This window comes from Acinetobacter sp. MD2(2019) (assembly GCF_035615615.1).
Classification (GTDB): domain Bacteria; phylum Pseudomonadota; class Gammaproteobacteria; order Pseudomonadales; family Moraxellaceae; genus Acinetobacter.
The window spans coordinates 1-18023 of sequence record NZ_VTDU01000006.1; the positions used below are offsets into that span (position 1 = coordinate 1).

General features: G+C 39.9%; 18 protein-coding genes and 1 pseudogene. 13 read left to right on the forward strand and 6 right to left on the reverse strand.

Going from position 1 to position 18023, the window contains the following annotated elements; all coding sequences use genetic code 11:
* The 4 genes and pseudogenes from I2F62_RS04705 to rplT form a co-directional block, all read left to right on the forward strand.
* Positions 1–171, forward strand: a 171-nt coding sequence (locus I2F62_RS04705; protein WP_324625973.1) for an IS1 family transposase, incomplete at its 5' end; no start/stop codon positions are given.
* Between the two features lie 27 nt (positions 172–198).
* Positions 199–561 (forward strand): annotated as a pseudogene (locus I2F62_RS04710) (YqaA family protein); the annotation flags it as partial.
* A gap of 202 nt (positions 562–763) precedes the next feature.
* The gene (gene rpmI / locus I2F62_RS04715) at positions 764–958 is read left to right on the forward strand and encodes a 50S ribosomal protein L35 (RefSeq protein WP_111859422.1); all 195 of its coding nucleotides are present in this window, start codon (positions 764–766) and stop codon (positions 956–958) included.
* A gap of 11 nt (positions 959–969) precedes the next feature.
* The gene (gene rplT / locus I2F62_RS04720) at positions 970–1329 is read left to right on the forward strand and encodes a 50S ribosomal protein L20 (protein WP_000124858.1); all 360 of its coding nucleotides are present in this window, start codon (positions 970–972) and stop codon (positions 1327–1329) included.
* 61 nt (positions 1330–1390) lie between these two features.
* Here the strand turns inward: rplT and I2F62_RS04725 are convergent, their stop codons facing one another.
* Both I2F62_RS04725 and I2F62_RS04730 read right to left on the reverse strand, forming a co-directional pair.
* The gene (locus I2F62_RS04725) at positions 1391–2518 is read right to left on the reverse strand and encodes a hypothetical protein (RefSeq protein WP_324625877.1); all 1128 of its coding nucleotides are present in this window, start codon (positions 2516–2518) and stop codon (positions 1391–1393) included.
* Positions 2519–2727: 209 nt separating this feature from the next.
* Positions 2728–3723: a hypothetical protein gene (locus I2F62_RS04730; protein ID WP_324625878.1), complete on the reverse strand. Its 996-nt coding sequence runs from the start codon at positions 3721–3723 to the stop codon at positions 2728–2730.
* A 157-nt stretch (positions 3724–3880) separates the two neighbouring features.
* Here I2F62_RS04730 and pheS point away from each other — a divergent pair, with 157 nt between their 5' ends.
* Genes pheS through I2F62_RS04745 form a run of 3 tightly spaced genes read left to right on the forward strand, consistent with a single transcriptional unit; the run spans position 3881 to position 7580 of the window.
* Positions 3881–4861 carry a phenylalanine--tRNA ligase subunit alpha gene (gene pheS / locus I2F62_RS04735; protein WP_324625879.1) on the forward strand — a complete coding sequence of 327 codons (981 nt, stop codon included), beginning with the start codon at positions 3881–3883 and terminating at the stop codon, positions 4859–4861.
* 41 nt (positions 4862–4902) lie between these two features.
* Positions 4903–7284, forward strand: a complete 2382-nt coding sequence (gene pheT, locus I2F62_RS04740; RefSeq protein ID WP_324625880.1) for a phenylalanine--tRNA ligase subunit beta — start codon at positions 4903–4905, stop codon at positions 7282–7284.
* Complete coding sequence (locus I2F62_RS04745) at positions 7281–7580, forward strand: integration host factor subunit alpha (protein WP_324625881.1); 300 nt, start codon at positions 7281–7283, stop codon at positions 7578–7580. Before pheT ends, I2F62_RS04745 begins: the two co-directional genes overlap by 4 nt.
* Positions 7581–7912: 332 nt before the next feature.
* On the opposite strand, the gene I2F62_RS04750 is transcribed toward I2F62_RS04745, so the two are convergent.
* The 3 genes from I2F62_RS04750 to trxA form a co-directional block, all read right to left on the reverse strand.
* Complete coding sequence (locus I2F62_RS04750; protein ID WP_324625882.1) at positions 7913–8149, reverse strand: hypothetical protein; 237 nt, start codon at positions 8147–8149, stop codon at positions 7913–7915.
* A gap of 403 nt (positions 8150–8552) precedes the next feature.
* The gene (gene rho, locus I2F62_RS04755; protein WP_324625883.1) at positions 8553–9815 is read right to left on the reverse strand and encodes a transcription termination factor Rho; all 1263 of its coding nucleotides are present in this window, start codon (positions 9813–9815) and stop codon (positions 8553–8555) included.
* 323 nt (positions 9816–10138) lie between these two features.
* Positions 10139–10462: a thioredoxin gene (trxA, locus tag I2F62_RS04760; RefSeq protein WP_324625884.1), complete on the reverse strand. Its 324-nt coding sequence runs from the start codon at positions 10460–10462 to the stop codon at positions 10139–10141.
* Positions 10463–10819: 357 nt separating this feature from the next.
* Between trxA and ppx the strand changes: the two genes are divergently transcribed.
* From ppx to I2F62_RS04785, 5 genes are read left to right on the forward strand one after another with little or no spacing between them, the layout of a single operon-like run.
* Positions 10820–12340 carry an exopolyphosphatase gene (gene ppx / locus I2F62_RS04765; protein ID WP_324625885.1) on the forward strand — a complete coding sequence of 507 codons (1521 nt, stop codon included), beginning with the start codon at positions 10820–10822 and terminating at the stop codon, positions 12338–12340.
* Between the two features lie 36 nt (positions 12341–12376).
* Entirely contained in the window at positions 12377–13201 is an 825-nt protein-coding gene (locus I2F62_RS04770) for an acetyl-CoA carboxylase carboxyltransferase subunit alpha (RefSeq protein WP_324625886.1), read from the forward strand.
* Positions 13138–14487: a tRNA lysidine(34) synthetase TilS gene (tilS, locus tag I2F62_RS04775; RefSeq protein ID WP_324625887.1), complete on the forward strand. Its 1350-nt coding sequence runs from the start codon at positions 13138–13140 to the stop codon at positions 14485–14487. The genes I2F62_RS04770 and tilS overlap by 64 nt, the downstream gene beginning before the upstream one ends.
* 20 nt (positions 14488–14507) lie before the next feature.
* Positions 14508–15350, forward strand: a complete 843-nt coding sequence (proC, locus tag I2F62_RS04780; protein ID WP_420713724.1) for a pyrroline-5-carboxylate reductase — start codon at positions 14508–14510, stop codon at positions 15348–15350.
* Between the two features lie 13 nt (positions 15351–15363).
* Complete coding sequence (locus I2F62_RS04785; RefSeq protein ID WP_324625889.1) at positions 15364–15933, forward strand: YggT family protein; 570 nt, start codon at positions 15364–15366, stop codon at positions 15931–15933.
* Between the two features lie 82 nt (positions 15934–16015).
* Here the strand turns inward: I2F62_RS04785 and trhA are convergent, their stop codons facing one another.
* Positions 16016–16657 carry a PAQR family membrane homeostasis protein TrhA gene (gene trhA / locus I2F62_RS04790; protein WP_324625890.1) on the reverse strand — a complete coding sequence of 214 codons (642 nt, stop codon included), beginning with the start codon at positions 16655–16657 and terminating at the stop codon, positions 16016–16018.
* Between the two features lie 103 nt (positions 16658–16760).
* Between trhA and I2F62_RS04795 the strand changes: the two genes are divergently transcribed.
* A complete protein-coding gene (locus I2F62_RS04795; RefSeq protein WP_324625891.1) occupies positions 16761–17975 on the forward strand; it encodes an SAM-dependent methyltransferase in 1215 nt (404 codons plus the stop codon).
* Positions 17976–18023 lie beyond the last annotated feature (48 nt).

Genomic DNA, 18023 nt, shown 5'->3' on the forward strand with positions numbered 1-18023 from the left:
AAACAATTGATTGGTAAGTTTTTCACTGTGGGTATTGAAGGAAATAATTGTCGATTGAGGCATCGCATCAGGCGAGGATTTAGGAGAAGCTGTAACTTCTCCAAAAAGCTTGAGAATCATTTCAAAGCGTTTGATTTAGTGTTCTTTTATATCAACAATGGATCCGTCTAATGCCAGCATACTTTTTGAAACACCACCTTATTTTCTTTATTGCTTTTACATCCAAATTTAGCAGTTGCACTATTGGCGGTCGCCACACTGGGAAATGTTCTGGGTTCCTGTGTGAATTGGTGGTTAGGTCAAAAAATTGAGCATTTTAAAAGTAAAAAATGGTTTCCTATTTCTGCGCAGCAATTGCAAAAAGCACAATCCATTTATCATCGTTATGGATTTTACGCCTTGTTATTCAGTTGGTTGCCCGTTATTGGCGACCCAATTACGCTGGTTGCTGGGGTTTTAAACGAACGCTTTTCTCGATTCCTTGTGTTGGTTTTTATTGCCAAATGTGGTCGATACCTGTTCATTTATGCAATGTATTGGTTTTATCATCGCACAATGTAATTTAGGGTATTCATCATCGAATGCTAACTGTTGCAACGCTAGAGATTTTTTTCATTTGCTAAATCAGTACAGCATTTAAAATAAACCGTGCAAAATGCTTTTTTTTCAGCCGCATTTACTATAAAATGTCGCCTTCCTTACCTGCAGGTCGATTTGTAATGGTGCAAACGAGCCGAACAGGTGTTCAAAAGAGGTTGTTGTTATGCCTAAGATGAAAACTCGTCGTGGTGCAGCTAAACGCTTTAAAGCGACTGCAAACGGTTTTAAGCGTAAGCAAGCGTTCAAACGTCACATCTTGACCAAAAAATCTGCTAAACGTATTCGTCAATTACGCGGCTGTGTAATGGTTCATGTGTCTGACATGAATTCAGTTCGTCGTATGTGCCCATACATCTAAGGAGATTATAAATGGCTCGTGTAAAACGTGGTGTAGTGGCTCATCGTCGTCACAAAAAAATTCTTGCTCGCGCTAAAGGTTACTATGGTGCTCGTTCACGCGTTTACCGCGTAGCGTTCCAAGCGGTAATCAAAGCTGGTCAATACGCTTACCGTGACCGCCGTCAAAAGAAACGTCAATTCCGTGCTCTATGGATTGCGCGTATTAATGCTGGTGCTCGTCAAAACGGTTTGTCTTACAGCCGTATGATCGATGGCTTGAAAAAAGCTCAAGTGATCATCGACCGTCGCGTACTTGCTGACATCGCTATGCATGATGCAGTTGCTTTCGCTGCTTTAGCTGAAAAAGCTAAAGGTGCTTTAGCTGCATAAGCTTAGAGATTCAAAGAAGGCCGCTTTTTAGCGGTCTTTTTTATTTTTAGAACATTCACTTTTACTTTTTAGACCACATCATCAGGAAAATAATAACGCCAGCGGTGATCACCATAAATTTGGCAAATTCATAATGGTTAACCAACCAGAACACCCCGTAGAGAAGCCCAATGACCACAGCTAAAAAGAAGATGAGATAAAGCGTCGATGCAGTAACAGATGTTGGCTTTTCATCTGTCGTGCTATCACTATTAAACTCATTATTTGCTTCAATATTGATCTGGGTCTTGTGTTGAAGTGAGTTTGATGGAATATAGGAAAGGTCTTCGTTCACATATGCTTTCTCATAGCTATTCGCACTATGTGAAACCAAGTTAATTAATGCGTTGTTTAGGTCTTCTTGGAAAAGGCTAATTGCTGAAAAATTTTGGTCAATGATACTTGAATAAGGTGATCTGGAATCCAGTGTCATTGCGACTTCAGTTTTGATTTGCTCTTGTAAATCACAGAGTCTATTTATCCAAGAGAATGCTAAATTGAATTCAGGACTAGGCTCATCAAGAAAAGGATATTCGGTTATTTCATTTTTTAAAAATAAGTTATTGGTTAATCTTAAACTTTTATCTTGCCTGAAATTAAATGGACTATCCAAAAACATGCTTTGAAAATGCTCATGTGAATTTTTCCAATTCGCACTTTTCTTAAACTCATCAACAATGGTTAATTGTTTTTGATCTAATCTGATTAGAGTAAATAATAGATATTTATTATAGTTTTGAGAGGATGCAAAACCACTAAATTCACGAGGATCTGTAGACATCGAAAATTTCTTTACTTTTTCTGCATGTATTTTAACTAAAGCAAAGTTTTGATCTCTTCCTAAGAAGACGGCTATAGGATAATTGCTTGTATCAAAAATGAATTGTTTAAAATGCTGGGTAAATTCAGGAAAGAGTAGATCAGAAGGGATGAGCTGGCAATCCTGAATCTGTTGATCTTTGAGATCGACAATTAAATGAGGAATTGAATCGTAAAGTAATTCATTGGTTTCTAAATCACGTACCATAAAGAGGTCATGAGTTATATCACACCAGTCATGTTCGATATTATATTCAGCAATTTTATGATCAAAATAGCGCTGCGCATTATGTTGCAAACCTAATATAAACTTCCAGTAATTATCGATCATCGTTTTATAAATCACGGTTATTATCAAATATTCATTGTTGTATTCTATAGGTTGCCCGATCTAAAAAATACGTAAATTATGTCAGCTTCAAAACATAATGAACCGACCAGTTTATGGATAAATATCAATGCACCTAATAAATTATTGAACATTTTTAATTCATTTAAGATGCTCATCTGAATAATCTTATGATTTGATCTGGCGCTACTTTAAAACCCAAAATAATAAGCAGCAATACAAATTAACAGGGTAATCAAAATAAGCGTAAATACATTTTTATTCGACACCTGATGCTGTTGTTTTTTCGACTTAAATTCAAGCACATGATCTGTACTGTCATCTAAAGGCGAGGCCGTTACTTTACGCTGCGCTGTTTGATAATGATTGGCAATTTTAACAATCAATTTGGCAAACAACTCATCGACTTTTTCTGAAAAATGCAGCAATTCTCGTTGTTGTTCTGGCGATTGCGTGGTGCCATCTTCTGCGGCTTGCGTCTGTTTTTGCTGCTTTAATGTGTTTTGTAATTGCGTCAGTTGAAATAATAAATCGTTAGCCAGTTGAGCGTGATATTGAGTGGGAAGTAAGGCTTGAGGAATAGTTGTTTCGTGGGCTTCTTCTACGCAATTGCCAATATAGTCCTTATACAGACTCGAATTTTGCGTTACAGCATAAGGGCTATGCAAAATTTCAGTGTGTAAATACGCTTCAATTTGTTCCCAATCGGGTTGTTGTAAGTCTGCTTTTATCTTTTTGGTTAATTTTGCAGGCAATTCAAAACGCCATAAAACTTCATCGCGAAGTGGATTTTGCTGATTTAATGGGGCGATATAATCGTTATCTGCCGTGTACCATACAGGCAATTCTTTGCCTAAAATCCATGCTGTATTTTCTTTGGGCCCGTGGCTGACAATAAAATGGGCAAATGGCAGCAATTCCACATTCGGATTCGGATTTTTTTCTTCATTTAGCAGGCTTGAGCTATGTAAGCTTAAGCGAGTCACGCCTTGTTGCTTTAAGTGCTCTAGCCAAATTTCAAAATGTTGTGCCAATAAATGTTGCGAGAGTAAATCTTTAAATTGCAGTAAATGTTGATTAAAAATAGTGTGTTGCTTCCAGTCTGCAATACTTAATTTATTCGATAAAAACTCGTTACCATAGCAAACGAGGGTAAGTTGCTGCTGCCAAATTGAATCAAATGCCATGGTTATTCTCTGTGCTCAACTTTAAATATTTTATCTTGTTTATAAAACCAAGTGCGAGAAAATTTTCATGAACCGGAAAGCTTCATCAAAATAGATAAAAACTGCTAGAATAGGCAGTTTATTCAATCTTTTTAACATTTACGCTTTGAGAGTAATTATGTCACTGGAAGCCCTGACCACTGATGCACTGGCCGCAATTGCTGCGTCGCAAGATCTTGCTACACTTGACCAAGTCCGAGTGCAGTTTACAGGTAAAAAGAGTCAACTTGCAGAGCAATCCAAAGCTTTAGGAAAAATGGACCCTGAACAACGTAAAGTTGAAGGCGCGAAAATTCATGCGGTACGTGAGGCGATTAATGCAGCCTTAACCGAACATCAAGCAAATTTACAACAACAAGTATTATTGGCAAAGCTTGCTAGTGAAACCATCGATATTACGCTTCCTGGTCGTGGTCAAAGTGTTGGCAGTATTCACCCTGTGACCCAAGTGCAAGAGCGTATTTGTCAGTTCTTTACTAAAGCGGGTTTTAGCGTTGCCACTGGCCCAGAAGTTGAAGATGACTATCATAACTTTGAAGCGTTAAATATTCCGGGGCATCATCCTGCACGCGCCATGCACGATACGTTTTATTTTGATGTTAATCATTTGCTACGTACGCATACATCAGGCGTGCAGATTCGTACCATGGAAACCTCACAGCCGCCAATTCGTATTGTGTGTCCGGGACGTGTGTATCGCTGCGACTCTGACCAAACACATTCGCCAATGTTTCATCAAATTGAAGGCTTATATGTTGCCGAAAACACCAGTTTTGCCGAGTTAAAAGGTTTATTGGTTAATTTGTTGAATGAATTTTTTGAAAAAGATTTAAAAGTTCGCTTCCGTCCATCGTATTTCCCATTTACCGAACCGAGTGCCGAAGTGGATATTATGGATGAACGTGGGCGCTGGTTAGAAGTTTTAGGCTGTGGCATGGTGCATCCGAATGTACTGCGCGCTGCGGGGATTGATCCTGAAAAATATAAAGGTTTTGCATTCGGTTTAGGTGTAGAGCGTTTTGCAATGTTGCGTTATGGCATTAACGATTTGCGTATGTTCTATCAAAACGATGTACGTTTCTTACGTCAGTTTGCTTAAAAACACACATATTGCTTAGGATGAAATAAGGTTTTATAAAGATGAAAATTAGCGAAAATTGGCTACGTACATGGGTTAACCCTGCAATTGATAGTGAAACATTGTCAAATCAATTGACCATGTTAGGTTTAGAGGTAGATGAACTTGCGCCTGTTGCGAAACCATTTACTGGCGTGGTAATTGGTGAAGTCTTAACGGTTGAACAGCATCCCGATGCTGACCGTTTACGCGTAACAACCGTGAATATTGGCGCGGCTGAAACTTTGCAAATTGTATGCGGCGCGCCAAATGTACGCGTGGGAATGAAAGCACCTGTTGCTACTGTTGGTGCGGTTTTACCGGGCGATTTTAAAATTAAAAAAGGCAAGTTGCGTGGTGTTGAATCACACGGCATGTTATGCGGTGCATCAGAAATTGATTTAGAAGATAAAGTTGATGGTTTGCTTGAGTTGCCAAGCGATGCGCCAATTGGTGTCAATATCCGAGATTATCTCAAACTTGATGATAACGTGATTGATATTTCAATTACCCCGAACCGTGGCGACTGCTTCAGTATTCGTGGGATTGCCCGTGAAATTGGGGTAATTAACCAATTGGCGGTAACACAGCCTGAAATTAAAGACGTTGCAGCAAGCATTGCTGATGAAAAAGGCATTAACGTTACCACAACGGGCGCACCACGTTATTTGGGGCGTGTGATTAAAAATGTGAATGTGAAAGCTGAAACACCTGAATGGATGCAGCAAGCATTAACCCGTTCAGGCATTCGTACCCATAGCATTTTGGTGGATATCACCAATTATGTGTTGATGGAATTGGGTCAGCCGATGCATGCCTTTGACTTGGCAAAGTTAGATGGCAATATTCAGGTTCGTCAAGCACAACCACAAGAAAAGCTCAACTTGTTGAATGAACAAAATGTTGAGTTAAACCAAGAAGTTATGGTCATTGCTGATGATGCTAAAGTTTTAGCCATCGCAGGGATTATGGGTGGACTTGAGTCGAGCGTAACCGATGCAACCCAAGACATCTTCTTAGAAAGTGCATTCTTTGCGCCGCTTGCCATTGCTGGACGTGCACGTCGTTTTGGTTTACATACCGACTCATCACAACGTTTTGAACGTGGTGTCGATTTTGAATTGCCATTGCTTGCTATGCAGCGCGCATCACAATTAATTCAAGATTTGGCAGGTGGAGAATTTGGCCCAATTTCAGTGGCTGAACAAGCAGCAGAATTACCTACCCGCCAAGAGATTGCATTAACACAAGCACAGGTCGATGCCTTGTTAGGTTATCGTGTTGATGCTGAATTTATTGCAGATGCTCTGACCCGTTTAGGTTGTATTGTGACTGTAAAAGCGGCAGGGGAATGGTTGGTTGTGCCGCCTTCACATCGTTATGATATGGCAATTTATCAAGATTTAATTGAAGAGGTTGCTCGTATTCACGGTTACGACAATATTCAAATCAGCTTGCCAAAAATGGATGTGCAATTGGCCAAGCATCAAGATCAATTTGAATTGTCACAACTGCGTCAAACCATTACCACTTTAGGTTATCAAGAAGCGATTAGCTTTAGTTTTGCCGATTTAAAACTTGAAAAGCAGTTAAATCCGCAGGTGAATCCGTTGGCATTGGCAAACCCAATTTCAAGTGATTTAGCGGTAATGCGTAGCACATTGCTTTCAAGTTTAATTCCGTGTGTACAGCACAATTTAAACCGTCAGCAATCTCGTGTACGGTTCTTTGAATTAGGTTTACGTTTTGATTATCAAAATGCACAGTCGATTCAAGATTTACAGCAAATTCCAACGCTTGCATTAATTGCAGTCGGCTCAAAAGATCCAGAACAATGGCATGCCAAAGCACAAGCGATGGATTTCTTCGACTTTAAAGGTGAAATAGAGCAAATTTTAGCTGCCGGTCGTGTACAGGTTGAATACCAACGTTCTAGTCGTGTTTGGCTGCATCCTGGACAATCTGCCGAAATTATTTTAGATGGTAAAAGTATTGGTTATTTAGGTCGTTTGCATCCATCACTTGAAAATGAACTCGATTTGGGTGTAACGTGGGTTGCAGAACTTGATCAAAACGCAGTTTTGCAATCTTATGTATCTAATTTTACAGAATTATCACGTTTTCCATCGGTTAGACGTGATATTGCACTTTTAATTAGTGATAAGATTGCTGTAAGAGAGATTCAGCAACTTATTCAAAAAACAGGTGGGGAGCTTCTTGATTCAACATGGTTGTTCGATGTATATACAGGACAAGGTGTTGAGGCTGGTAAGCGCTCGTTGGCATTCGCGTTATTGTGGCAACACACTTCACGCACATTAGAAGATGCTGAAATTAAGTCAGGTATGGATCATATTATTGAAGTGTTACAAAGCACTTATCAAGCAACATTGAGGGCATCATGACAGCATTAACAAAAGCAGAAATGGCAGATCATTTAAGTGCAGAAACGAATCTGAACCGTCGTGAAGCAAAACAAATGGTTGAATTATTTTTTGATGAAATTAGTCAGGCTTTAATTGCAGGCGAGCAAGTCAAACTTTCAGGGTTTGGAAATTTCGAGTTGCGTGATAAACGTCAGCGTCCTGGTCGTAATCCAAAAACAGGCGAAGAGATTCCAATTTCTGCGCGCCGTGTTGTGACTTTCCGCGCTGGGCAAAAGTTTAGACAGCGCGTAGGTAATGAAATTGAGCAAGATTAATAAATATTCTTGTTGAAAATAAGGGGGGGGGATTGCATATCACCCCCTTATTTTTTTATCTGTATTATTTGGATCGTCACCAGATTGAAGCTGCGTGATTTAGATTGCAAGCTTAAGCAGATGGGCTAGTGAAACAAAGGATGCGTAAAATACGGATTCTTGATCCACGTTTAAATTCTATTTTTAGATTGAGTACTTGCGTTGTGGTGGTTTATTGAGTTCGATGTAGGTTTTGATCAATGCTTAGTTGATATTTTTGACTATATTTTATTTTAAGCATAAAAAAAGAGAACCGGTTAGGGTTCTCTTTTTCTACTAAATCGAAGAATCGATTAGTGAGCAGCTTCAGATGCAGCAGGAGCAGCGTCAGACGCAGCTTCAGATGCAGCAGCAGTAGCTTCAGATGCAGCAGCAGTAGCTTCAGATGCAGCAGCAGTAGCTTCAGATGCAGCAGCAGCTTCAGATGCTGGAGCAGAAGCAGCAGCAGCTTCTTCAGTTTTCTTTGCACAACCAACGAAAGCTAAAGTTGTAGCAACTGCAGCTACGATAGCGAATTTTTTGAATAACATGGCATCACTCTCAAATTAAGTCATAAGACATAAAAAAACCAAAGCTAACCTGTTTGTGCTTTAATTATCCCTACACGTTCGATAGGTAACAACGCTTGGAGCAGATTAACTGGTGTACCGATATGCTATCACTGCCTATATTGAATTGCTACTAGTGAATGAAAAAAAAACGAAAAAAATTGATATTTTTAGCCTATTTTTAACAGAAAATAACAATCAAAACTGGTTTTATATTTGGATAATAGATTGAATAAGTTGTTAAAAATAAACAAAGTTTTAAGGTTTAAATTTTAAAAATATTGAAGCGATTTAAATAAAGTAACAGGGATTCTAATTCTTTGTTATTGTATGTAATTGTTGTCAACCCGCAGACCATTGGGTCAATGATCTGCGGTAAACGGTTTTATTGCTTGCGTTTCATTTGCTCGAAGAAATCATCATTAGTTTTGGTTTCTTTCATGCGATCAAGTAAGAATTCCATTGCTGCTAATTCATCCATCGGATGAAGAAGTTTACGTAAAATCCAGACCTTACGAAGATTATCTTCGCTCATGAGGCGTTCTTCACGGCGTGTACCCGATTTTTTCAGGTTCATAGCAGGGAAGACACGTTTCTCAGCAATTCGGCGATCCAGTGTAATTTCTTGGTTACCCGTACCTTTGAATTCTTCGTAAATCACATCATCCATTTTACTGCCTGTTTCAATTAAAGCAGTAGAAATGATGGTTAGTGATCCACCTTCTTCAATATTACGTGCAGCACCAAAGAAACGTTTTGGACGTTCTAGCGCATGTGCATCGACACCACCTGTTAAAACTTTACCTGATGATGGAATGACGGTGTTGTACGCACGGGCTAAACGAGTGATTGAGTCAAGTAAGATGACAACATCTTTTTTGTGTTCAACCAAACGCTTGGCTTTTTCAATCACCATTTCTGCAACTTGAACGTGGCGGGCTGGTGCTTCATCAAAGGTCGATGCAACGACTTCACCGCGAACTGTACGTTCCATTTCGGTAACTTCTTCTGGACGTTCGTCAATTAAAAGGACGATTAAGAACACTTCAGGGTTGTTACGAACAATCGATTGTGCAATGTTTTGCAACAACATGGTTTTACCCGCTTTTGGCGGTGCAACAATAATTGAACGTTGTCCTTTACCAATTGGGGCAATCAAGTCGACCACACGCGCAGTTAGGTCTTCTGTTGAACCATTACCTAATTCCATGATCAATTGTTCAGTTGGAAAAAGTGGGGTTAAGTTTTCAAACAGAATTTTGTTACGTGAATTTTCAGGCGTATCGTAGTTAATTTGATTCACTTTTAATAATGCAAAATAACGTTCGCCTTCTTTTGGTGGGCGAATTGTGCCTGTAATTGTGTCGCCGGTACGTAAATTAAAACGGCGGATTTGGGACGGGCTTACATAAATGTCGTCTGGTCCAGCAAGATAAGAGCCAGCAGCAGAACGTAAGAAACCGAAACCATCTGAAAGAATTTCTAAAACACCATCGCCAAAAATTTCTTCACCATTCATGGCATGGCGTTTTAAAATTGCGAAGATGATATCTTGTTTACGGTTACGTGCCATCCCCTCAAGGCCCATAAACTCAGCAATTTTAATGAGTTCGCCAATCGGTTTTTTCTTGAGTTCAGTTAAATTCATAGGAGGTCAGTTAATATAAGAACGTCTGGAGAGTCGATTCTGGAAAATAAAAAATGCAAAAATCAGCCGCGTGCTGTTAGGAATGAACAATTTAAATTGCACAATACAAAAACAAAGGTCTGTTTAATTGTTTCGAAGGTATAAGATAACAATTGCAGTGCCGAGCGGCGATCTTATCTGTTGTCTGTTCTAAGAAAGGATTTGCGAAAAGCTTTGTCTTTCTTGATTTTGGAATATAAGCGACACAGACGCAATTGTCAATTTAAGATTCAGCAAAATACACGAAAAAGTGTATTTTGCTATTTTTAGGTCTTTGGTGACGCTTAGATGTTTTCGTCAATGAAAGAGACTAATTTAGAGCGTGGCACTGCGCCAATTTGCTGTGCAACCACTTCACCGTTTTTGAATAACAATAATGCTGGAATGTTACGAATGTTGTAGTTCACCGCAGTTTGCTCGCACGCAGTCACATCTACTTTCACTACTTTGACTTTACCTTCGTATTCACGAGATAAATCTTCAAGTACAGGCGCAATGGCTTTACATGGACCACACCAAGCTGCCCAGAAATCGACCAAAACTGGGGTTTCAGCGTCTAGAACATCATTTTGGAAGTCTGCATCTGAGGTGTTAATAAGATTTGACATGAGTAAACTCCAAGAGATTTGAAAAGTGTTTATCTTTAGATATAAGGATTACAACACAAATTTCAATGACATAGTATATGTAATTAATTATGGTGAATTTGCGTTACTTTGTCTAATGGGCGATTACGATACACAATATCGGCTGTTACTATGGTTTAAACTTAATATATTGAATTTTAATGTGATTAAAATTTATATCGGTTTGAGTATTTGACTTTTTGATCAATTTTTTTGAGCATGCCAACCATGAATATCCGATTTGACATAAAATCTTAATATTCGTAGGGAAAAGCACTTTCCAATTAAAGGCGAGTGAATTACTCTAGGGAACAATTAAATTTGATTCGTTTGCGCACCATGTCTGATTTTTTAATTGATGAAGAATTACTCGCTGCCATTGATATGGGGTCAAACAGCTTCCACCTTGCCATTGCACGCGTGGATCATGGCGAAGTAAAAAAAGTTGTTTCAATGTCGGAAAAAGTGCAACTTGCCGCAGGCTTAGATGAAAATAAGAATTTAACTGAAGCAGCACAACAACGTGGGTTATCGTGCCTTGCACGTTTTGTTGGGCGTTTAAGCTCGGTTCAAGCCAACAGATTACGAATTGTGGCAACCAATGCCTTGCGTCAAGCCAAAAATGGGCATGAATTTATTCAAAAAGCCGCTGAAATTTTGCCAAAGCCCATCGAAATTATTGCTGGACGTGAAGAAGCGCGCTTAATTTATTTAGGTGTTTCTCATACCATGGCCAATGGTGGTCGCCGCTTAGTGGTCGATATTGGTGGTGGTTCAACAGAATTAATTATTGGTGAAGAATTTGAGCCGATTCACACCGAATCGTTACAAATGGGGTGTGTGTCGTTTACCAAAGCCTATTTTTCAGATGGCGAAATCAACCATAAAAACTTTAACAAAGCATTTGTCGCTGCGTGTAAGGAACTTTCTGCAATTGCCAATACTTATAAGTCGGCAGGGTGGGATACGGTTGTGGGTTCAAGCGGAACCATTAAAGCTTGTCGCCAAATTATGGTGAACATGGGTTTAAGTGACGAGCAAGAAAGCGTCACCCGCGAAGGATTAGAAAAACTCAAAGACAAATTACTTAAATTTAAGCATATTTCTGATATCGATTTTGATGGATTAAAAGAAGATCGGCGAGCAGTTTTGCCAGCGGGCATGGCAATTTTGTATGCGGTATTTGAAGTACTCGACATCGACCGACTCATGTATTCCGACGGTGCACTTCGCGAAGGCGTAATGTACGATTTGTTGGGTCGTTTTAAACATGAAGATATTCGTGACCGCAGTGTGCAAGCCTTAATTGGACGTTATAATGCCGATCCAAAACAAGCAGAACGTGTGGTTGCAACCGCGCAAAATTTATTTGATTTTGTGGCTAAAGATTTAAAATTAACCAATGAAGACAGGGACTTATTAAGACGTGCTGCGTATTTGCATGAAATTGGTTTAGCGATTAGCCATGGTGGATATCATCGCCATGGGGCATATTTGTTGCAGCATTCGGATATTCCTGGCTTTTCACAAATTGACCAAAATCATCTGTCTCATTTGGTTGCGCATCATCGTAGAAAGTTGCGCATTGAAACCAAAACCGATGTTTTAAAGGTGGGAAGTCACACCTTAGTTTATTTATGTTTGTTGTTGCGATTGGCCGTTTTGCTCAATCATAGTCGTAGCGATCAGATGCTTCCTGCCATTGAATTAAAGGCCGTGAATGAGCAACAATGGCAATTAACAGTTTCTGGTGATGCAAAACAATGGCCATTGTTAATTGCAGACTTGCACGATGAGCAAGAGCAATTTAAACATTGGGATATTGATTTGATCATTCAGTCGGAAAAATTTATTGATTAACTGTGTGTTGATTAATTTAAGGACAATATTCGACCTATGAAAAATAAAGCTGCTCAGTCTAAAGCATGGAAAACGGTGCAAATTGCACGTCATCCACAGCGTCCACAATTTTTAGATTATGCAAATGAATTATTTGATGACTTAGATATCTTGCATGGCGATCGTCTGTTTGGTGACGATGGTGCAATGGTTGGTGGTCTTGCTCGTTTTAATGGACAACCTGTTATGGTGGTTGGGCAGCATCGTGGTCGTACTACGCGTGAACGTTTGCAGCACAATTTTGGTATGGCAAACCCTGAAGGCTACCGTAAATCACAGCGTTTACTTGATTTAGCCGAGCGTTTTAATCTGCCTGTTTTAACTTTTATCGATACCATGGGGGCATATCCGGGTGTGGGTGCAGAAGAACGTGGTCAGGCTGAAGCAATTGCGACAAGCCTTGCCCAACTTTCGCGTTTAAAAGTTCCTGTGATTGCAACGGTATTAGGTGAAGGCGGTTCTGGCGGTGCACTTGGTATTGGTGTTGCTGACCGCGTCATTATGTTGTCGCATAGTATTTATTCGGTGATTTCACCAGAAGGCTGTGCTTCTATTTTGTGGAAAACCGCAGACAAAGCAGAGCAAGCCAGTGAGGCTTTGGCATTAACGGCAGATAAATTACAAGCCATTGGTATTGTAGAGTCGGTGGTTGATGAAGGTGAAGGTGCGCACTTGCACCCTGAGCAAGTCATGGAAAAACTTCGTGAAGTGCTTAAAACGACTTTGGCTGAACTACAAACGATGGATGCAGATACACGATGCGAAGCACGTTATCAACGTTTAATGAAATTTGGCAGCAGCAACTTAGGGCTCGTGTCTTAAAACAAGCTGAGCGCTATCCTCAAAAAAAGTTCGTTATTGGATGCAGCGGGGGCATGGATTCCATGCTTTTGCTGCATTTAATGTCTGTGCTCTTTCCTCATCAAATTCGTGCTATTTATATCGATCATCAATTACAAGCACCAAGTAGCGCTTGGGGCGAGATGGTTCATCAATATTGTACAGCGCAGAACATTCCGTGTTCGATTTTTGCAGTCCATGTTGAGCAGGGTAATTTAGAGCAACAAGCGCGCCATGCGCGTTATGCTGCATTTCAAGATAGCATTGACCACAATGAGGTTTTGCTATTGGCCCATCATCAGCAAGATCAAGCCGAAACAGTGATGTTGCGTTTATTTTCTGGCGCGGGAGTGGCTGGTCTTTCTGGCATGCGACAGCAAGATTGGCGTGAAAATATGCATATTTGGCGCCCAATTTTAGATTTGAGCCGCGAACAAATTGAAATCTGGGTTGCTGAGTTAAACTTACCTTACGTGGTCGATCCAACCAATCAAGATCAGCATTATGACCGCGCTTGGTGCCGTGAAACTGTTTGGCCAATGCTAAAACAACGCTTTGCACAAATGCAAAATGCCGTTGCACGAACAGCATCGTTAATGCAAGATGCCGATGAAATTTTAAATGAAGTTGCACAGCAAGATTGGCTGCATTGTGGTGATGCAAACGCGCTAGATTTAGCCGCGTTGTCCACATTGTCTGCTGCACGGCAGCGTCAGCTTTTATCGTTATGGATGAAAGGCGATTTGGTTTATCGCCCCAGTTTAGACATGGTCAATCGCCTGCAAAGCGAGGTGATTGACTCCAAAGCCGATTCACAAGCGGTATTGTCGTTCAATTCAATCTATTTTGTCCGATTCCAACAAAAAATTTATCGCCTGAGTGCCGCAGAGTATTTGGCAGACCAGTCCAGTTTAGTTGATGAAACAATATGTTGTCAGCTTCAGCAAACAATTGTTACCGCGTCAGGCGCTTATGCACTGGCTTTAGATCAAGACATGGGGCTTGCGCTCTCTTTAATTGGGCAGAACTTAACCCTACACCCAAGACGTGGCGGAGAAAAAGTCCATTTGTATGGTCGCGTGGGCACATGGCCGCTGAAAAAGGCGATTCAAGACGCAAAAATTTTTCCATGGTTACGTCATCAAGTACAAATTTTATCGAAAGATGATGTTATTCTAGGGGTATTTAGTCCGAATGGGTTTTGGTTGGCACAGTCATCTTATTGTCAGTTAGGTGGATGGAAACCCAAGCAAATATCAGCGTTATAAAAGCATTGCCGAGCGTGAATATGAATGTCGCTTTAAATTGTAATATTAGTTTTATTGGTGGTGGGAATATGGCCCAAGCCTTAATTGGTGGGCTTATTTCTAGAGGATTTGCACAATCTCAAATTCGAGTGGCTGATCCTGTAGAACAAATTCGCGCGGTTTTACAAGAACGAAAAATTCAAGTGTATGCGGATAATACCGCAGCCATAGCACCGGCAGACGTCGTTGTTTTAGCGGTAAAACCGCAAGTTTTAGCCAGCGTGTTAGAGCCTTTACAAGGCGCTTTTGAAAATAAATTAATTATTTCCATTGTTGCGGGCGTGACGATTGAAACCATTCAACAACTTACAGGTGCAGCACGAATTGTACGGGTTATGCCAAATACACCGGCATTGGTACAAACTGGCGCACATGGTATGTATGCAGATGCATCGGTTTCAGAGCAAGATCGCCAATTAGCTACACAAATTCTAGCTGCAACAGGTTTGGGTTTATGGGTCGATGAAGAATCACAAATTGATGCTGTGACCGCTGTGTCGGGTTCTGGGCCAGCATACTTTTTTTATTTAATGGAAAGTATGATTCGTGCGGGTAAAAATTTAGGTTTAGATGAAAAAGTGGCGACTGCTTTAACCTTACAAACTGCATTAGGCGCAGCACAAATGGCAATTAGTAGTGATCAATCACCATCTGTTTTGCGTCAAAATGTGACCTCGCCGAATGGAACCACTCAGGCTGCATTAGAAGTTTTTGATCGCGCACAAATTTCGCAAAATATTCAAGCGGCATTGGCTGCGGCACAAAAGCGCAGTCAAGAAATTGCTCAGGAATTGAGCGATAAAGTCCAGCAATCAAGAAATTAAAGGAAGCCCGCGAATGAGTTTAAATATTGCGCTAATTTTTAATGTTTTGATGAATGTCGCAATACTATTGGTGTTTTTCCGCTTTCTAATGCAATTGGCTGCTGTGAATCCATATAATCCAGTGGTGTTATCCACAGTTAAGTCCACAAAAATTGTGGATATCTTTGGTCGAATTTTTCCAACGTTAGCCAAAGGTCGAGTCAATTTAGCGGCATTGGCTTTATTGATTGTTTTATGCTTAGTGAAAAACTTTGGCGAAATGTATTTTGCGGGAAGTCCACCGAATAGTGCGGTTTATTTGCTCATTTATACGTTTGTCGGCATGATTCAAGATTTAATCCGCATTTGTCGTTATTTGATTTTTGCAACGATTATTCTGAGTTGGGTGGTGATGTTTACTCAATCGCGCTCGCCCTATATTGACGTGGTGCAAGAACTTGCCGAGCCATTGCTCGCGCCATTTCGCCGTTTATTACCGAATATGGGCATGATTGACCTATCGCCAATTTTAGCTTTCTTATCGTTATATATTGCAGAAATTTTGATGAATGAAGTTGCCAAGCTTTTATTGATTGGTTTGTAAAATAGTGAAGACATAAAAAACCAGCCAATGTGCTGGTTTTTTATTTGTGAAATTGCTTCTATTTTAAGGGTTTATCTTTGTTTTAAATATACCAAAAGATTGCTAAAAAATGCGCACCTGCGCCAAGCAAGACAAAAATATGCCAAATGGCATGCGTGTATCGAATATTTTTAAGCGCATAAAAAATGGCACCAATGCTATAAAATAAACCACCTATCACTAACAGTCTTAAACAGCCCGTGGCAAGGTAATGCCGCATATCATCCATCATTAAAATTGCGAACCAACCCATTAATAAGTACGCAGCTAAGGAGAATTTGCCAAAACGATGCGCGAATCCGAGTTTAAAAATGGTGCCAATTGCAGCAATCAGCCACAGTGCAATCAGTAAATAATGCGCTTTGGCAGTTGGAATTTGAATGCTTAAAAAGGGTGTATAGGTTCCTGCAATTAAATAATAAATTGCGATATGATCCAGCTTTTTATACCAATGTCGTTTTTGTTCAGTTTTAGACCAATGATATAACGTTGAGCTGCTCAGCATTAAAATCAGGCTCGCACAATATACCCAAATGCCTAACCATTGTGGTAAGGCAAGCTGAGCCGTTTGAGTCAATAACACAATGCTTGCAATGAGCGCAATTAATGCACCAAAGCCATGACTGATGACATTTAAGTGTTCTTCGGTGGCATCGTAACTGATTGGAATGGGTGGTTTGGGCATTGTCGGCACTATATTAAAAATACACTTGTATATTAATTTAATTTTGCTTTTAAGGTAAGAGCATTTACAATTGATTTGTAAATAGATACAGGTCAGCAGTTTTATGTCGATATTGCAACAAGGTTCTGAGCAAGAACAACAATGGTTTTTAGCGTTAAAACAAGCTTTAGATGAAAAACGCTTTGAGCGATTGATTTTAAGTCAATATCATGGCGATGACGCTGAACTTGAAAAAATTATTTTTAAAATGGTTGAATTGCAGCAGCAAGTTAAATTGAGTTGCACCTATCGTTATAAAACGCAAGATGTGACCAAAAACTATGCCTTAGATGAAGCCGTATTACAAATTCAGCAGTTAATGGCGGTGTCTAAACAAGCCAATTTATTGCTCAGCGATGCTGAATTACAGCTAAAAAAGAATAAAAAGAAAGTACAACTGATTCAAAGCAAACGCCAGCCATCGAACCAGATTACAGCAACGCATAATCGGGAAAAACAACGTCATTTAAATTTAAACCAAGCGTATTTGCAAGATTTGGGCATTAGCGATCAAAACGCGAAATTGATTCCGAGTATGGCCAAAAAATGGAAGCAAATTAATAAATTTACAGAAATTTTTGCAAATGCTGTGATCGATTTACCAACCGAGCAAAAGCGTTTGAATATTGTCGACTTTGGTTCAGGCAAAGGCTATTTAACTTTTGCAATGTATGATTATTTGCAACAACAAGGCTTCCAACCACACATTACAGGGGTTGAGCTGCGGCATAATTTGGTTGAATTTTGCCAACACGTGGCAGAAAAAAATCAGTTTAAACATTTAAGCTTTTTTGAGGGCGACGTACGCAGTTATCAGCCGGAAAAACTAGATGTCATGGTGGCATTACATGCTTGCGATATTGCAACCGATTTTGCCATTCATTGTGGCATTCGATTGGGAGCAAATATGATTATGTGCGCACCATGTTGTCATAAAGAATTGCGTCCACAATTGAGCAGCCCTGAAGTGTTAAAACCGATGTTGCAATTTGGCATTCACCAAGCGCAGCAAGCTGAAATGCTCACCGACAGTTTGCGTGCCTTGTTGTTAAATGCGTATGGTTACGAAACTAAAGTGTTTGAGTTTATTGGGCTTGAGCATACCAGTAAAAATAAAATGATTTTGGCAATTAAGCGAAAACATGTCACAGAACCTGATGCGAAAATTATGCAACAGATTGAAGCGTTAAAAACCATGTATGGTATTCATCAGCAAAGTTTGCAACGCTTACTTGAAGATGAATTGGTTGATCAAGACCGAGCGGGTTGTCGCTGTTAATCGTGAAAAATAAAAAAAGCTCAAGGTTTAACTTGAGCTTTTTTTGCA

Excerpts from the sequence above, each read along its gene's own strand:
- trxA (WP_324625884.1), bottom strand. The coding sequence starts at position 10,462 with ATGTCAAATCTTATTAACACCTCAGATGCAGACTTCCAAAATGATGTT.
- pheS (WP_324625879.1), top strand. The coding sequence starts at position 3,881 with ATGTCACTGGAAGCCCTGACCACTGATGCACTGGCCGCAATTGCTGCG.
- I2F62_RS04725 (WP_324625877.1), bottom strand. The coding sequence starts at position 2,518 with ATGATCGATAATTACTGGAAGTTTATATTAGGTTTGCAACATAATGCG.
- I2F62_RS04795 (WP_324625891.1), top strand. The coding sequence starts at position 16,761 with ATGTCGATATTGCAACAAGGTTCTGAGCAAGAACAACAATGGTTTTTA.
- I2F62_RS04750 (WP_324625882.1), bottom strand. The coding sequence starts at position 8,149 with ATGTTATTCAAAAAATTCGCTATCGTAGCTGCAGTTGCTACAACTTTA.
- rpmI (WP_111859422.1), top strand. The coding sequence starts at position 764 with ATGCCTAAGATGAAAACTCGTCGTGGTGCAGCTAAACGCTTTAAAGCG.
- proC (WP_420713724.1), top strand. The coding sequence starts at position 14,508 with ATGAATGTCGCTTTAAATTGTAATATTAGTTTTATTGGTGGTGGGAAT.
- pheT (WP_324625880.1), top strand. The coding sequence starts at position 4,903 with ATGAAAATTAGCGAAAATTGGCTACGTACATGGGTTAACCCTGCAATT.
- rplT (WP_000124858.1), top strand. The coding sequence starts at position 970 with ATGGCTCGTGTAAAACGTGGTGTAGTGGCTCATCGTCGTCACAAAAAA.
- I2F62_RS04730 (WP_324625878.1), bottom strand. The coding sequence starts at position 3,723 with ATGGCATTTGATTCAATTTGGCAGCAGCAACTTACCCTCGTTTGCTAT.
- I2F62_RS04785 (WP_324625889.1), top strand. The coding sequence starts at position 15,364 with ATGAGTTTAAATATTGCGCTAATTTTTAATGTTTTGATGAATGTCGCA.
- trhA (WP_324625890.1), bottom strand. The coding sequence starts at position 16,657 with ATGCCCAAACCACCCATTCCAATCAGTTACGATGCCACCGAAGAACAC.
- tilS (WP_324625887.1), top strand. The coding sequence starts at position 13,138 with ATGCGAAGCACGTTATCAACGTTTAATGAAATTTGGCAGCAGCAACTT.
- I2F62_RS04745 (WP_324625881.1), top strand. The coding sequence starts at position 7,281 with ATGACAGCATTAACAAAAGCAGAAATGGCAGATCATTTAAGTGCAGAA.
- I2F62_RS04770 (WP_324625886.1), top strand. The coding sequence starts at position 12,377 with ATGAAAAATAAAGCTGCTCAGTCTAAAGCATGGAAAACGGTGCAAATT.
- ppx (WP_324625885.1), top strand. The coding sequence starts at position 10,820 with ATGTCTGATTTTTTAATTGATGAAGAATTACTCGCTGCCATTGATATG.
- rho (WP_324625883.1), bottom strand. The coding sequence starts at position 9,815 with ATGAATTTAACTGAACTCAAGAAAAAACCGATTGGCGAACTCATTAAA.